Origin of the sequence: Vibrio bathopelagicus (genome assembly GCF_014879975.1) — a bacterium.
Classification (GTDB): Bacteria; Pseudomonadota; Gammaproteobacteria; order Enterobacterales; family Vibrionaceae; genus Vibrio; species Vibrio bathopelagicus.
The window spans coordinates 2,962,893-2,977,711 of sequence record NZ_CP062500.1 but is presented as its reverse complement, the minus strand read 5'-3'; the positions used below and the strand labels follow the sequence as shown (position 1 = coordinate 2,977,711).

The window sequence follows — 14,819 nt, the reverse complement described above, 5'->3', positions numbered from 1 at the left end:
AAATAAAAAAGAGCGCCTTAGTGGGCGCTCTTTCCGTTGATTTATATGGTTCTTAACCTAATTGGTCGCTAGTAGCTGACCATATCGTTCAAGGTTATTAAGTCGAATCTCAGAGTTAGCAATGAAGGTTGCTTTTGCTTTACCGGTTAACGACTTCGATTGTGGCAATTTCACGGTACGCGCATTTTTATGTACGCCATTGACCAAGAATTCATAGTGTAGGTGCGGGCCAGTAACACGACCTGTACCACCCAAAGTACCAATGGTTTGACCTTGTTTTACGCGCTGCCCCGTTTTCACCATACGTCGCTTCATGTGCAGATACTTGGTGATGTAGGTGTTGCTGTGTCGAATGAACACGTAGTTACCATTGAATTGGTTATACCCTGACTTCTGTACAATACCATCACCTGCCGCCCAGATAGGTGTGCCAACAGGGGCTGCGTAGTCGGTGCCTCGGTGAGCTCGAACCTTACCTGTCACTGGGTGTTTTCTGCGTGGGTTAAAGTTCGATGTCACACGACGGAAATCAATTGGCGAGCGTAGGAAGGCTTTCTTCATCGCACGTCCATTCTCATCGAAGTAGTTGCCGCTCTTGTCATCCAATACCGCGGTAAATGAATCACCTTGGTTTTTAAACACAGCCGCCATAATCTTTCCGCGACCAATCACTTCGCCTTCGACCACTTTCTCTTGGTACAAGATTTTGAAACTGTCATTCTTACGAATATCCAACGCAAAGTCGATATCCCAACCGAATATACCTGCCAGTTCCATTATTTGGTTTGCAGTTAGGCCTGCGCTTACCCCGGCATTCCAGAAGTTAGACGTGATGTTGGCTTCAGCGTAATTGTATTGATAGGCAACTTCTTTCTTGTCGATACTAGAGGTAAACGAATCACCAGACTTAGTGATCTTGAAGCTTTCAAACGCACTAAGTTGTCGTTTTAACTGAATAAGGTCGTTGTTTTCATCAAAACCGAATTGCAATACATCACCAGGTCTTAGGTTAGACAGCTGCTTCTTAATATCGTTATTGGTATTGAGTAGCGTGATCAGCAAGCGGTATGAGAGGCCAATACGTTCAAATAAAACAGAGGTGCTTTCGCCAGAACGAACGGTGTATTTCTCCCAATTAAGCACAGCCGTCGGCGGTGCATCACTTGAGCCAATAAGCGCAGATGCATTGATAGTCAGTGGGTAATGTTTTCCCACAACTAAAGCGCCCGAATCGTCACGCAAACTGTTGACGTCGGGGAGTAAGAAAATCGCGACGAAAATTATGGCACTAAAAAATGCGATAAAAGCCCGGTGCAAAATAGGAAGGCGTGCAAAAATAGACAACATGTTCCGGTTCGTTCTGTAAATATTATGAAAATCGACGACGGAATAGTGTAACTGGTTTCAAAATACATCGCTATTCAAGTAAGATGTCTAATTATTATATTTTTGCCAAATCTGTGGGAGTGAACAAGAATGGCGAGTATTGAAGCTGCACTAGCCGAGATCAAACGTGGCGTAGAAGAACTGATTCCAGAAGACGAACTGATTGCTAAATTAAAAGAAGGTCGTCCTTTACGCATTAAGCTGGGTGCCGATCCAACTGCTCCAGATATCCACCTAGGCCATACGGTTATCTTTAACAAGCTTCGTGCTTTCCAAGAGCTTGGTCATGAAGTGACATTCCTTATTGGTGATTTCACTGCAATGGTTGGTGACCCATCAGGTAAGAACTCAACGCGTCCACCGCTAAGCCGTGAAGACGTATTGAAGAATGCTGAGACTTACAAAGAGCAAGTATTCAAGATTCTAGATCCTGCGAAAACGCAAATTCGTTTCAACTCTGAGTGGTTATCTGAGCTTGGTGCAGAAGGCATGATTCGTCTTGCTTCTAACCAAACTGTTGCTCGTATGCTTGAGCGTGATGACTTTAAAAAGCGTTACGCTGGTGGTCAACCGATCGCAATCCACGAATTCATGTACCCACTTCTTCAAGGTCACGACTCTGTTGCACTAGAGAGCGATGTTGAGCTTGGCGGTACTGACCAGAAGTTTAACCTTCTAATGGGGCGTGAATTGCAAAAAGCAGCTGGTCAAAAACCACAAGCGGTACTAATGATGCCACTGCTTGTTGGTCTAGACGGCGTTAAGAAGATGTCTAAGTCTGCGCATAACTACATCGGTATTAGTGAAGCACCAAGCGAGATGTTTGGTAAGATCATGTCTATCTCTGACGATCTAATGTGGAGCTACTACGAGCTACTGTCTTTCCGTCCTCTTGAAGAAGTTGCGGAGCTGAAAGCTGGCGTTGATGCAGGTAAGAACCCGCGTGACGTTAAAGTTCTACTGGCTAAAGAGATCATTGCTCGTTTCCACAGTGAAGCCGATGCTGAAGCAGCCGAGCAAGAGTTCGTTAACCGTTTTGCTAAGAACCAAGTGCCAGATGAAATGCCTGAATTCGAATTCGAAGCTGGCCTACCTATTGCGAACGTTCTAAAAGAAGCAGGTCTTGTAAACTCTACTTCTGATGCGATGCGTATGATCAAGCAAGGCGCGGCTAAGCTTGAAGGCGAGAAGATTGAAGACAGCAAATTCGTACCTGAAGCTGGTACTGCAGTTTACCAAGTAGGTAAACGTAAGTTTGCTCGTATTACTATTAAGTAATAACGCGCATCAATAATTGAACAAAAGGCATCCACGGATGCCTTTTTTATTGACACAAAGTTGACGAAGTTTTTGAACGTGCATTGCTACACTATGCGCGCTGTCATATTGACAGTAATTCTGGAGATTTTTATGAACAATACCGACCATCCTCCTAGTTTGAATGGAGAAGAGTAACCTGTCTCGGTATTGATCTATTGTCCTGCCGTTCAGGTAGGGTATCTTTGTTTTCCCCCTCATTCTTTTCCACACACTAGATTCTAACAAGTAGATCCATTAGCGCTTTAAGTTCTTGGTGCGCTTAGCTATACGCTCCTGATATACGGGCTATACGCTCTTGATACACGAGTTATATGCTCTGGGTGTACTCGCTATAAGCTATTTGTTTTGATGGTCGTTACCTTTGCCAATCGGGAGATTCGCCATGACGGTAATGAACAACACTTTTTTATCTATTGAAGCTCTGTACTCAGAGAAAGACATCCAAGCTGTATCTAATGCCTTTCAACAGTACGGACGTGAGCAACAAATTAACCTTTTGAACCGCATGCCACTTGAAGATGCGGTGTTAGTACTCGGGCAATGCTCTCTTAGTACGATTCAGACTTTACTTAGTGAGTTAGAAGAGCAGGGCTTTGAGAAGCGCTCTCGACATCTAGCTCACCAACTAGGGCTGATCTATTCAGAGGTTGAACCTCAACAAGGTTACCTTTCAACTGGAGTGCTTAGCCATGTTAGGCAGCGTATCGGTTGGATTATTGCGTTAGCACTGCTGGGAATTGTCTCAGGGCTTATCATTGCTCAGTATGAAGACATTCTTAGCCAGCTAGTGCTTCTGGCGATCTATATGCCGGTAATCGCTGCTGCAGGTGGCAATACAGGAACACAAGCTGCAACTCTGGTCATTAGGGCTTTAGCCACAGGGGAGCTGAAGAAACGCCAGTGGGCGAACGTTCTGTGGAAGGAGTTTAGAGTTGCTATCTGCTTGGCGCTTGCGATTGCCTTGGTGATGATAGGCCGCATCTTACTGTTCAGTGACAACCAATCAACGGGTGGTTACGACATTAATATGATTGCTTACGCGATTGCTGTCGCTCTGTTTATTCAAGTGACAATATCAACCGTGCTTGGCGCTGGATTGCCGATTGTTGCGCGGTTATTCAAGTTAGATCCTGCGGTGCTGGTGAGCCCTGTCTTAGCTTCGATAGTCGATATTTCAGGGATGTGGATCTACTTCACGGTAGTGAATTCATTCTTAGGTATCGCTTAACGCCTTCAAATAAATACTTTGGAAACAAAAAGCACTTCCGAAGAAAAACATCTTAGAAAGAAAAATGGCGCTGAAGATCATACGATCTTCAGCGCCATTTTTTATTGTTTAATTAACAGCCTTTTACAAGTAAGCCGCTATTGAGATTTACTCTGTATTTGACTGAATTCAACTACATCTGCGTAGAAAATACGTTCAAACTGGGTAATTGGTGCTTCTATTGGCTTGTCTGGATCTTGTTCTTCTGGGAAGTAGTCACGGACAAACTGCACAAACAGAGAGTTTGGATTCCCCGCTTTATCTAATCCGTATCCCGCCATGTTGTAACTGCCATATAAAGATCCGCTCTTTGCAACAATGTTGCCTTGGATCGGTGCTTTTCTCATGCTTTGACGGTATTTGAGCGTTCCATCAGTGCCAGATGTAGGCATAGCCCCAATCAGGTTGAGCTGTTGATCGTTTTCCCAGATATAACGCAGAACCTGAGCCATGGTTTGCGAGGTCATGCGGTTATTTCTAGATAGCCCTGAACCATCGACTAGCTGCGCTTTACTGAGGTTAATGTTGGCCTTAGTCAGCAGTATCTGCTTTATCGCTTCAGTACCGTTATTGAAACTACCAGGCTGGACATAAAACGTTGCACCCAGCGTTTTGGTTAGGTTGTCTGCTATCAGATTGTCTGATTTCTTTAGCATGGTATCGAGCAGTTCAGGAAGCTTTTCAGAATGGTGACTCGCGACTAACGTAGTTTTGTTTGCTTTAGCTTTTTTACCAACAATCACATCGCCATTAACTTGGATTTTCAGCTCTTTAAGAAGCGAGGTCACGACTTGGTAGGTATAAAGATCTGGATTTTGAATCGCAAACTTGAGCGGTAGTGGTTTCTTACGCTCAACTAAGCAACCAGAGAGCTTGTAAGCGTTGTCTGGAGTGGTAATGAGCTCTAAGTCGCATTGTGTGGCTTTCTGCCCAGAGCGAGTTACGGTGGCAGCGGTGGTTGTCACGTCTATCGGGTAGTGAGCTGGAATATAGACCCGAGTACTGCCGTTATCTTTTGTATAAATAGAGGCTTGTGCGCAGTTGCTGTCTAAAGTCATCGCGCTAGAAGGCGCGCTGTAACAAACGCCTAGAATGTCCCAAGGCCAACCAACCGCTCGCTGATAGCCTGTATAAGCCGAGTTATCGAGGTATAAGTTACCTTTGATGGTTTTAGATTGTGATTTAGCGTATTGAGATAAAAGGCCTTTTAGGTGTTCTCGTTGTAGCGTTGGGTCACCGCTGAATGAGATCACAACGTCTTCATTAGAACGAGCTATGCTGGTCGTGTAGTGAAAGTCATCCCCCAGTTCCAATTTAGCCGCCAAAGCCGTAACGAGTTTTAAAGTGCTGGCGGGTGGATAAAAGCCATCAGTGTCGGTATTCATTTCATTTGAATCGCCACTCAGTGATTCCAAAATGATACTTGTGCTGCTGCCATCTGGTAGTTTATCTAGAGGAGTGTAAGCAAATACAGGGCAAGATAGTAGGGACGCAGTAAGAAGATAAAACTTGAACATATTTGTTCCAATAGGTGAATCGTTTCAAAACCATTGCTACGTTATCTCACTATGACTCAAAGGTCACGTATGTGAGCTAAGTTTCAATGCAAAGGTAGAGCTGTTTTTGATTATAGGTTTTAAAAATCGTGGGTTAAATAATCAATGCAGAGTACGAAGTTTTAGAGGTGTGTTAGGAGTTGAGGGAGTAAACATAAAAAAGGTCTAGCGTTAGCTAGACCTTTGATTTCATATAACAAACAAAGTGCTTGTTAACAGATTAGAAAGAGTATTTTAGACCTAGACGTAGAGTATCTTCTGCGTCTTTAGCGCCATTAGTGCTCTCATCCATGTTGTTTAGCATGTATGCAACGTAAGCATTCATGTTGTTGTTGAATGCATAGTCACCAGTAATTTCGAAGAAATCACTTTGATCGCTAGATTGACCTAGTAGGTTATCTACTTCAGTTTTTTGGTAAGCACCCATTAGAGTAAAGCCGTTACCAAAGCCATAAGTTGCTGCGAATTCCATACCGTTGAAGTCAGAGTTTAATTTATCGTCTGCTTCACCAGTAGTGTATGTACCAGCTAGGTATAGAGAATCAAGTGTGTAGTTTACACCAGCGATGATCGCGTCGCCAGAACCTAGGTTCTCGCCATTGTCACCTGCTGAGTAACCAAGACCGAAGCCTAGACCCATAGGAAGAGTGTAGATTGCAGATACGCCGTAAGAGTCAGTATCTTTTTTCTCACCAGCAACTAAACTTGCTTTCACTGTTAGAGCGTCAAATTCGCCAGTGTAAAGGATAGTGTTGTTGATTTGCTCGTTACCAGCGCTGATGAATTCTTTTTGAGCACCAGTAAATGTCGTTACATCAGACATTTGAGAGATTTGTACTGCTGCTGTATCTTGGCGGCCGAAAGAAACGGCACCGAACTCACCTTGAAGACCTGCAAACATGTAACGCTGTTTGAAAGTATCATTAGCGTCATTGTCGCTAGAAGAATTTACTGTTTGTTCTGCTTCGTAGAAACCAAAGCCGCTTAGTGATTCGTTGATTTCTGTAGTACCACCAACGTTAAGACGGAAACGGCTATTATTTGCCATTGTGCCTTCAACTTCTTCACCACCGTTACCAATGAAGTCACCACGGAATTCCGCGCGACCACCAACGTTTAGTTCTGTACCATCTTGGCTGTATACGTTAGCTGCATTTGCGCCAGCTGATACTGTTGCCGCTACTGCTAGAGCGATCAGAGTCTTGTTATTCATGTTATTAATTCCTAATTACTGTCCATAAAGGTATTTATCAAGGATTTAAATCCTTTTTGTGTATTGCTCGTATTAATCAAGCTTCATAATCATGCTTAGAACAAAAGCGTGAAACTTGCCAGAGCAATTCATGAGGTACTTTTTACCCCTAAAGTTCCATAGTCAGCTAGTAAAATGATATCAATAAAAATAGTGAACACTGTTTTATTATATTTACTGTTATTTAACTTGTTGTTTTTATGTAATTTTTATAAAAGTGTGATCTGCGTTTATTTGGTTTGTTTTTGTTTTTTTTAGGTATTTATTTGCTAGCTTATTGATGGGGTAGTTAATATTCATTTTTGTGATGTCTGTAATTTAGACCTAGATAAAGCTTTTATAATACAAAGTGGAATAAAGGTGATTTAGCCATCAAGTTTGTTTACACTAAGCCAAATCGTTTTGTTTCTATCACCCAATAAGTATGTTGGGTGGATTTATGTTGGCCAAAGAAAGCTTTGGCATAGAGGTAAAAAATGGAAAAGGTTCCAATGACAGTACGTGGCGCTCAGAAGCTACGTGACGAATTAGATCGCCTACTTAAGCTACGTCCTATTATTTCAGCAGCTATTGGTGAAGCTCGTGAACTAGGTGACTTGAAAGAGAACGCTGAATATCATGCAGCTCGTGAAGAGCAGGGTATCTGTGAAGCTCAAATTCGAGATATCGAATACAAGCTATCGCTAGCTCAGATCATCGACGTAACTCAAATGGATAACACAGGTAAGGTTATCTTTGGTACTACGGTTACTTTGATTGACGTAGATACTGATGAAGAGTTCCGTTACCAAATCGTTTCTGAAGATGAAGCTGAAATCAAAACTGGCCGCATTTCGGTGAAATCACCGATCGCTCGTGGTCTTATTGGTAAGATGGAAGGTGATGAGGTTATTATCTCTACACCTGGCGGCGATAAAGATTTCGAAATCGACAAAGTAGAATACATCTAGTTGAATTTACTTTGGTTCTAATAAGTAAAAAGGTCGCAAATGCGACCTTTTTCGTTTCTCACGCTACACTAAAAGATAAGCTCTGTGGCTTTCTGATTGCGGAGCTAGTTTGATGTCAAACTAACTTATTTGCGTGGAATCTCGATTTTACGTGCTTCAGACTGACGGAACAGTACAAGAACTTTACCGATAGTTTGTACTTTCTCAGCTTTAGTTTCACGTACAATTGCATCGATAATTAGTTGCTTAGTCTCACGGTCTTCTGATGCTACTTTAATCTTGATCAGTTCGTGGTGGTCTAGAGCTAATTCGATTTCCGCTAGAACAGCTTCAGTAAGTCCATTTGCGCCCATTAGCACTACAGGTTTTAAACTGTGAGCTAGGCCCTTTAGATGCTGCTTTTGTTTGGTACTTAGGTTCATTACGCGGCCAATTTTCTTTAGTATTAGGGTTGAAAAAACCTATTTTAACGCCATCTAATGCTGAAGACTATAATTTATTCAGCAATTAGTACTTTCCTCCAATTTAGGTATCCAATGAGTAAACAGAAACACTCGGCCAGTTCAGGCCGTTGGTTGAAGGAACACTTCGACGACAAGTACGCAAATGAGGCGAGAAAGAAAGGCTATCGTTCACGTGCTTATTTCAAAATGGAAGAGATTCAAGCGAAAGATAAATTGTTGTCTCCTGCGATGACCGTTGTGGATTTGGGTGCAGCTCCTGGCGGTTGGTCTCAATATGCTGCTAAGATTATTGGTGACAGTGGACAAATCATTGCGTGTGACTTGTTACCTATGGATCCAATCGCTGGGGTGAGCTTTTTACAAGGTGATTTCCGCGAAGAAGCAGTATTGGAAGCGTTGTTAGATCGTATTCAACCTAATATGGTTGATGTGGTTATGTCTGACATGGCACCTAACATTGCGGGAAATAACTCAGTAGACCAACCAAGAGCTATGTATTTGGTTGAATTAGCTTTGGATATGTGTCGACAAGTTCTAGCTACCAATGGTAGTTTTGTTGTTAAAGTATTCCAAGGCGAAGGGTTTGACCAATACGTTAAAGATGTCCGTGAGATGTTTAAAACGGTTAAGGTCAGAAAACCCGACTCTTCTCGAGCTCGTTCTCGTGAAGTGTTTATCGTAGCCACTGGTTACAAAGGTTAACGATTCTGTTCGATTTTGAACCGTTAACAATATAGCTACAGGTTACAAACTGTAGTACCCTACCTTTAATTACAATTAGTTATCGAGAGGCTGACACCTTGAGTGACATGGCAAAAAATTTAATTCTGTGGCTAGTTATCGCTGTAGTGCTTATGTCTGTATTCCAGAGCTTCGGCCCTGGTGAAAGTAATGGCAGAGCAGTTGATTACACCACGTTTGTACAGGAAGTTGGCCAAGGCCAGATTCAAGACGCACAGTTCAATAACAGTGAAATATCTTTCACCCGTCGTGGTGGTGGTGCTAAGTATGTAACTTACATGCCTGTTTATGATCAGAAGCTACTTGATGACTTAATTAACCAAAACGTGAAAGTTCAGGGCACACCACCTGAAGAGCAGAGCCTGCTTGGCACTATCTTCATCTCTTGGTTCCCAATGATCTTACTGATTGGTGTGTGGATTTTCTTCATGCGTCAAATGCAAGGCGGCGGCGGCGGTAAAGGCGCAATGTCGTTTGGTAAGAGCAAAGCTCGAATGATGAGCGAAGAACAAATTAAAACGATGTTTGCTGATGTTGCAGGTTGTGACGAAGCAAAAGAAGACGTTAAAGAACTTGTTGACTACCTTCGTGACCCAAGTCGTTTCCAAAAGCTAGGCGGTAAGATCCCTACAGGTATTCTGTTGGTTGGTCCTCCTGGCACTGGTAAGACATTGCTTGCAAAAGCAATTGCGGGTGAAGCGAAAGTACCGTTCTTTACTATATCTGGTTCTGACTTCGTAGAAATGTTCGTTGGTGTTGGTGCATCTCGTGTGCGTGACATGTTCGAACAAGCGAAGAAAGCCGCACCATGTATCATCTTTATCGATGAAATCGATGCAGTAGGTCGTCAACGTGGCGCTGGTGTTGGTGGTGGTCACGATGAACGTGAGCAAACACTGAACCAAATGCTGGTTGAGATGGATGGTTTCGAGGGTAACGAAGGTATTATTGTTATCGCTGCGACTAACCGTCCAGACGTACTAGACCCAGCACTACTTCGTCCAGGTCGTTTTGACCGTCAAGTTGTGGTTGGTCTACCTGATGTACGTGGTCGTGAACAGATTCTTAAAGTACACATGCGTAAAGTTCCACTGTCAGGCGATGTTGAACCATCTCTGATTGCTCGTGGTACTCCAGGCTTCTCTGGTGCAGATCTTGCGAACCTTGTTAACGAAGCGGCTCTATTTGCTGCTCGCGGAAACAAACGCAATGTATCTATGGTTGAGTTTGAACTTGCGAAAGATAAGATCATGATGGGTGCAGAGCGCCGTTCAATGGTTATGTCTGAAGAAGTGAAAGAGTCAACGGCTTACCATGAAGCGGGTCACGCGATTGTCGGTCGTTTGGTACCTGAACACGATCCAGTGTACAAAGTATCAATCATCCCTCGTGGTCGTGCACTTGGTGTGACGATGTATCTACCAGAACAAGATCGCGTAAGCATGTCTCGCCAACATCTAGAGTCAATGATTTCTAGCTTGTACGGTGGTCGTCTTGCTGAAGAGCTTATCTACGGTAAAGAGAAGGTTTCGACTGGTGCGTCTAACGATATCGAACGTGCAACAGATATTGCTCGTAAGATGGTTACGCAATGGGGCTTCTCTGAGAAGCTGGGTCCTCTTCTTTATGCTGAAGAAGAAGGCGAAGTTTTCCTAGGTCGCGGCATGAGTCAAGCGAAGCATGTTTCTGACGATACAACTCGACTTATCGATGAAGAAATTCGCATTCTTATCGACCGCAACTACGCTCGAGCTAAGCAAATCCTAGAAGATAATATGGATTTGATGCACTCGATGAAAGATGCGCTTATGAAGTACGAAACGATCGATGCGGGTCAGATTGATGACCTCATGGAACGTAAGACTGATATTCGTGAGCCTGCTGGTTGGGGTGACCAGGCAAAAGCAGAACCTGCAAAGGAAGAAGCTAAGCCTGAAGCTGAGGAGAAATCTGAAGCTAAAGCCGAACCAAAAGCTGAAGAGTCAAAAGTTGAAGAAGCTAAGTCTGAATCAGATGATGCTCAAAACAAAGACTCTTAATCGCTAAGCTATTAATTAAAACCCTGAGTACGCTCAGGGTTTTTCTGTTTATAGCGCAAAGTGTTTTAACCTTTTAAGACCAGCCTTCTATGATATTACAAGCAAACAGCAAAACACTCCTTTTAGACCGTCCTCATGTGATGGGTATCCTCAATGTAACTCCCGACTCATTTTCTGATGGTGGTCAATTCAATTCATTAGAGAAAGCATTGCAGCAAGCTGAACGCATGATCAAAGCAGGTGTCAGTATTATTGATATCGGTGGTGAATCTACCCGTCCGGGAGCGCCTGAAGTTACATTGGAGGATGAACTATCAAGGGTTATCCCTGCAATTAAAGCGATTCGAGCCAATTTTGATGTGTGGATTTCTATTGATACCAGCAAAGCGGAAGTGATGCGTCAAGCCGTTGAAGCGGGAGCTGACTTGATCAATGATGTGCGAGCTCTGCAAGAGCCGGGCGCTTTAGAAGCTGCTGCTCAAGCTCAAGTTCCAGTTTGTTTGATGCACATGAAAGGCCAGCCAAGAACCATGCAAGCTAACCCTAGCTATGACGATGTTTTCACGGATGTCGAAGACTTTTTAAAAGAAAGGGTTGAGGCTTGTGAGGTTGTCGGCATACCTAAAGAGCAACTTGTTCTCGATCCTGGCTTTGGTTTTGGTAAAACGATAGAGCATAATTACCACCTATTAGCGCACCTTGAAAAATTTCATACGCTTGGCTTGCCAATCTTAGCGGGTATCTCGAGAAAATCGATGATCTTTAAACTGCTAGATAAAGCCCCAGCAGATTGCATGGTAGGAAGTGTTACTTGCGCGACCATTGCGGCGATGAAAGGTGCTCAAATTATTCGCGTTCACGATGTAGAAGATACATTGGAAGCGATGAAGATAATTGAAGTGATGAACAACAATCACTAAATAATAATTAAGGAAAATCAATATGTCTGATAAAAGACGTTACTTCGGCACAGATGGCGTACGTGGCAAAGTGGGTCAGTACCCAATTACGCCTGATTTTGTTTTGAAGCTTGGCTGGGCTGCGGGTCGTGTTTTAGCAAAGCAGGGCACAAAGAAAGTGATTATCGGTAAAGATACTCGTATTTCTGGTTACATGCTTGAGTCTGCTTTAGAAGCTGGCTTAGCTGCTGCAGGCCTTCAGGCTACGTTTACGGGGCCAATGCCGACACCGGCTGTTGCTTACCTAACACAAACTTTCCGTGCTGAGGCGGGGATTGTTATTTCTGCATCGCACAACCCATATTACGATAACGGCATTAAGTTCTTCTCTTCTGAAGGAACTAAATTGTCGGATGAAATTGAGTTGGCAATCGAAGCCGAACTAGACAAAGATATCGAGTGCGTGGAGTCTTCAGTACTAGGTAAAGCGGTACGTTTAAATGATGCAGCAGGCCGTTATATTGAATTTTGTAAAAGTACATTCCCACACAAAATGACATTAGCGGGAATGAAAATTGTGGTTGATTGCGCTCACGGTGCAACTTACCACATCGCGCCAGCTGTGTTTAAAGAGTTGGGTGCTGAAGTCATTGCAATGGGTGTTGAGCCAAATGGTACCAACATTAACCATGAAGTGGGTGCGACGGATGTGCGTGCTCTGCAAGCTAAAGTGGTTGAAGAAAAAGCAGCTTTAGGCCTTGGTTTTGATGGCGACGGTGACCGCATCATCATGGTTGATGAGCTAGGCAACAAAGTTGATGGTGACCAAATCGCTTACATCATTGCTCGTGATGCGCTACGTCGTGGTGAACTAAAAGGCGGTGTTGTCGGTACATTGATGACGAACCTTGGTATGGAAAATGGACTTAAGCAATTAGGTATTCCATTTGTACGTGCTGCTGTAGGTGACCGTTATGTAATGGAGCAGCTTCTTGCTAAAGGCTGGAAGATCGGTGCAGAAAACTCTGGCCATGTGATTCTATTGGATAAAGTAACGACCGGTGATGCCATCGTTGCAGCGCTGCAAGTGTTGGCTTCAGTCGTTGATAGTGAAATGACACTGAATGAACTTTCTCAAGGTATGACGTTATACCCTCAGGTTCTAGAAAATGTTCGTTTCAGCGGCGACTCAAACCCATTAGAAGCAGAGGCGGTTAAAGCCGCAGTTGTTGAAGTAGAAGCTGAGCTGGGCGAAAAAGGCCGCGTATTGCTGCGTAAGTCAGGCACAGAGCCTCTATTGCGAGTGATGGTTGAAGGTGAAGATGCTGATCTTGTTCAGAAATCTGCACTTAAGATTGCTGATGCTGTAAAAGCGAATTGCTAATTAAATAGTTTATCGTTGTGGCATGCATCATCATGCCTGTGATTAAGTCTGTTTAACTTATGCCTTGATGAAAAGCGACATAAACGAGTTTTATGTCGCTTTTGCCCTTTTTTTAACCACTCGCTTGTTAAAGGCTTATTTTTTAGCAAATTCCCCTTGTCAGTCATCGTCGCATTCGCTAGTATTGCTCGGCCTTCAGTTAGGAGGTCGCTAGCCTTGTTCTTGAAAATGATTTTTTGAACGGCGCTGGCTCAACAATTAGGAACATAGGTGGAAAAATGTTTACAGTTCTACTTGTGATTTACCTGTTGGCAGCGCTTGGTGTAATTGGCCTAGTGTTGATTCAACAAGGTAAAGGCGCAGATATGGGAGCCTCATTCGGTGCTGGCGCTTCAAACACTGTGTTTGGTGCTGGTGGCTCAGGAAATTTCCTTACCCGAATGACTGCAATTTTTGCAACTACATTTTTTATCCTTAGCTTAGTGCTTGGTAATATGTCTACACATAAAACTGAGTCACAATGGATTAACCCGACTGAAGGTCAGGTAATTCAGCAAGCTGAAGAGGCAGTGAGTGAAGTTCCGGCGCAAGGCGACGAGATTCCACAATAATCTGCAAAAATTTGATGCCGAGATGGTGAAATTGGTAGACACGCTAGCATGAGGTGCTAGTGCCTTAGGGTGTGAGGGTTCGAGTCCCTCTCTCGGCACCATGTTTACAAACTTGTAAAACATCTTGTTGGGCGTATAATGCTCACAAGTCGGACGCGGGATGGAGCAGTTTGGTAGCTCGTCGGGCTCATAACCCGAAGGTCGTCGGTTCAAATCCGGCTCCCGCAACCAATTTTAATGCTATTATATAGCATGTATTGGTAGCAAGTTTGCACAGTGTGAACCTCACTGTGAGTTAAGTGTAATATCAAATATGATGGCACTTAACATATAAGGGTCCAGCAACAAAAACCCCGGCTTATACGGGGTTTTTTGTTATCTAAGCATTTGTAAATGCAATTTAGATAATGTTTGCTTGGAATTTAAATTGGGCTTTGAGCCCTTTTTTTGTTTCTGGAGTGGTTAAATGACTGGTTTAGAAAGACAACTTACTGAAATGCTTGACGCTCCAGTAGCAGCATCAGGTTATGAGTTAGTTGGATTAGAATTTATTCGTGCTGGTGAGCACTCAACGCTACGTATTTACATCGATTCACCAAATGGTATCAATGTAGACGATTGCTCTGAGGTTAGTCACCAAGTAAGTGCCGTAATGGACGTTGAAGATCCAATTTCAGTGGCTTATAACCTTGAAGTTTCTTCACCAGGTTTAGAGAGACCACTGTTCAAAGCAGAGCATTACCAACAATTTATTGGTCACGAGGTAAGCATCGTTTTGAAAATGGCTGTCGGCAACCGTCGTAAATGGAAAGGTGATATCCAATCTATTGAAGGCGAGACAGTAAAAGTATTGGTTGAAGGACAAGAAGAAGAATTCGTCCTGAGCAATATTGCGAAAGCTAACCTGATCCCTAAATTTTAGTTCTCCTAGAGAGATGAGCTTAAGAGGC

13 protein-coding genes and 2 tRNA genes are annotated in these 14,819 nt (G+C 43.3%); 11 read left to right on the top strand and 4 right to left on the bottom strand.

Features of this window, described 5'->3' with window-relative positions; all coding sequences use genetic code 11:
- Positions 1-57: 57 nt before the first annotated feature.
- Complete coding sequence (locus IHV80_RS13145) at positions 58-1,347, bottom strand: peptidoglycan DD-metalloendopeptidase family protein (protein WP_192889334.1); 1,290 nt, start codon at positions 1,345-1,347, stop codon at positions 58-60.
- A 129-nt stretch (positions 1,348-1,476) separates the two neighbouring features.
- On the opposite strand from IHV80_RS13145, the gene tyrS reads away from it, so the two are divergent.
- Together tyrS and IHV80_RS13135 are read left to right on the top strand one after the other, a co-directional pair.
- Positions 1,477-2,664: a tyrosine--tRNA ligase gene (gene tyrS, locus IHV80_RS13140; RefSeq protein ID WP_017059402.1), complete on the top strand. Its 1,188-nt coding sequence runs from the start codon at positions 1,477-1,479 to the stop codon at positions 2,662-2,664.
- Positions 2,665-3,088: 424 nt separating this feature from the next.
- A complete protein-coding gene (locus IHV80_RS13135; RefSeq protein ID WP_016768990.1) occupies positions 3,089-3,934 on the top strand; it encodes a magnesium transporter in 846 nt (281 codons plus the stop codon).
- A gap of 137 nt (positions 3,935-4,071) precedes the next feature.
- Here the strand turns inward: IHV80_RS13135 and dacB are convergent, their stop codons facing one another.
- Positions 4,072-5,490, bottom strand: coding sequence for a serine-type D-Ala-D-Ala carboxypeptidase (dacB, locus tag IHV80_RS13130; protein WP_192889333.1), 1,419 nt, complete (start codon positions 5,488-5,490; stop codon positions 4,072-4,074).
- A 259-nt stretch (positions 5,491-5,749) separates the two neighbouring features.
- Positions 5,750-6,742, bottom strand: a complete 993-nt coding sequence (locus IHV80_RS13125) for a porin (RefSeq protein WP_192889332.1) — start codon at positions 6,740-6,742, stop codon at positions 5,750-5,752.
- Between the two features lie 515 nt (positions 6,743-7,257).
- Here IHV80_RS13125 and greA point away from each other — a divergent pair.
- Positions 7,258-7,731: a transcription elongation factor GreA gene (gene greA, locus IHV80_RS13120; RefSeq protein ID WP_017079993.1), complete on the top strand. Its 474-nt coding sequence runs from the start codon at positions 7,258-7,260 to the stop codon at positions 7,729-7,731.
- A gap of 125 nt (positions 7,732-7,856) precedes the next feature.
- On the opposite strand, the gene yhbY is transcribed toward greA, so the two are convergent.
- Complete coding sequence (yhbY, locus tag IHV80_RS13115; protein WP_004738252.1) at positions 7,857-8,153, bottom strand: ribosome assembly RNA-binding protein YhbY; 297 nt, start codon at positions 8,151-8,153, stop codon at positions 7,857-7,859.
- A 114-nt stretch (positions 8,154-8,267) separates the two neighbouring features.
- On the opposite strand from yhbY, the gene rlmE reads away from it, so the two are divergent.
- From rlmE to rimP, 8 genes are all read left to right on the top strand, one after another.
- On the top strand, positions 8,268-8,897 hold the full coding sequence (rlmE, locus tag IHV80_RS13110; RefSeq protein ID WP_017106934.1) for a 23S rRNA (uridine(2552)-2'-O)-methyltransferase RlmE: 630 nt from the start codon (positions 8,268-8,270) through the stop codon (positions 8,895-8,897).
- Between the two features lie 107 nt (positions 8,898-9,004).
- On the top strand, positions 9,005-10,975 hold the full coding sequence (gene ftsH / locus IHV80_RS13105) for an ATP-dependent zinc metalloprotease FtsH (protein ID WP_192889331.1): 1,971 nt from the start codon (positions 9,005-9,007) through the stop codon (positions 10,973-10,975).
- 89 nt (positions 10,976-11,064) lie between these two features.
- Positions 11,065-11,895, top strand: coding sequence for a dihydropteroate synthase (folP, locus tag IHV80_RS13100; RefSeq protein ID WP_192889330.1), 831 nt, complete (start codon positions 11,065-11,067; stop codon positions 11,893-11,895).
- Positions 11,896-11,917: 22 nt separating this feature from the next.
- Positions 11,918-13,258, top strand: coding sequence for a phosphoglucosamine mutase (glmM, locus tag IHV80_RS13095; RefSeq protein WP_017108756.1), 1,341 nt, complete (start codon positions 11,918-11,920; stop codon positions 13,256-13,258).
- Between the two features lie 278 nt (positions 13,259-13,536).
- Positions 13,537-13,869: a preprotein translocase subunit SecG gene (gene secG / locus IHV80_RS13090; RefSeq protein WP_192889329.1), complete on the top strand. Its 333-nt coding sequence runs from the start codon at positions 13,537-13,539 to the stop codon at positions 13,867-13,869.
- Between the two features lie 16 nt (positions 13,870-13,885).
- A tRNA-Leu gene (locus tag IHV80_RS13085) sits at positions 13,886-13,970 on the top strand.
- A 53-nt stretch (positions 13,971-14,023) separates the two neighbouring features.
- Positions 14,024-14,100 (top strand) — tRNA-Met (locus tag IHV80_RS13080).
- Positions 14,101-14,335: 235 nt separating this feature from the next.
- Positions 14,336-14,791, top strand: coding sequence for a ribosome maturation factor RimP (gene rimP, locus IHV80_RS13075; RefSeq protein ID WP_004734501.1), 456 nt, complete (start codon positions 14,336-14,338; stop codon positions 14,789-14,791).
- Positions 14,792-14,819 lie beyond the last annotated feature (28 nt).

Excerpts from the sequence above, each read along its gene's own strand:
- IHV80_RS13145 (WP_192889334.1), bottom strand. The coding sequence starts at position 1,347 with ATGTTGTCTATTTTTGCACGCCTTCCTATTTTGCACCGGGCTTTTATC.
- tyrS (WP_017059402.1), top strand. The coding sequence starts at position 1,477 with ATGGCGAGTATTGAAGCTGCACTAGCCGAGATCAAACGTGGCGTAGAA.
- IHV80_RS13135 (WP_016768990.1), top strand. The coding sequence starts at position 3,089 with ATGACGGTAATGAACAACACTTTTTTATCTATTGAAGCTCTGTACTCA.
- dacB (WP_192889333.1), bottom strand. The coding sequence starts at position 5,490 with ATGTTCAAGTTTTATCTTCTTACTGCGTCCCTACTATCTTGCCCTGTA.
- IHV80_RS13125 (WP_192889332.1), bottom strand. The coding sequence starts at position 6,742 with ATGAATAACAAGACTCTGATCGCTCTAGCAGTAGCGGCAACAGTATCA.
- greA (WP_017079993.1), top strand. The coding sequence starts at position 7,258 with ATGGAAAAGGTTCCAATGACAGTACGTGGCGCTCAGAAGCTACGTGAC.
- yhbY (WP_004738252.1), bottom strand. The coding sequence starts at position 8,153 with ATGAACCTAAGTACCAAACAAAAGCAGCATCTAAAGGGCCTAGCTCAC.
- rlmE (WP_017106934.1), top strand. The coding sequence starts at position 8,268 with ATGAGTAAACAGAAACACTCGGCCAGTTCAGGCCGTTGGTTGAAGGAA.
- ftsH (WP_192889331.1), top strand. The coding sequence starts at position 9,005 with ATGGCAAAAAATTTAATTCTGTGGCTAGTTATCGCTGTAGTGCTTATG.
- folP (WP_192889330.1), top strand. The coding sequence starts at position 11,065 with ATGATATTACAAGCAAACAGCAAAACACTCCTTTTAGACCGTCCTCAT.
- glmM (WP_017108756.1), top strand. The coding sequence starts at position 11,918 with ATGTCTGATAAAAGACGTTACTTCGGCACAGATGGCGTACGTGGCAAA.
- secG (WP_192889329.1), top strand. The coding sequence starts at position 13,537 with ATGTTTACAGTTCTACTTGTGATTTACCTGTTGGCAGCGCTTGGTGTA.
- rimP (WP_004734501.1), top strand. The coding sequence starts at position 14,336 with ATGACTGGTTTAGAAAGACAACTTACTGAAATGCTTGACGCTCCAGTA.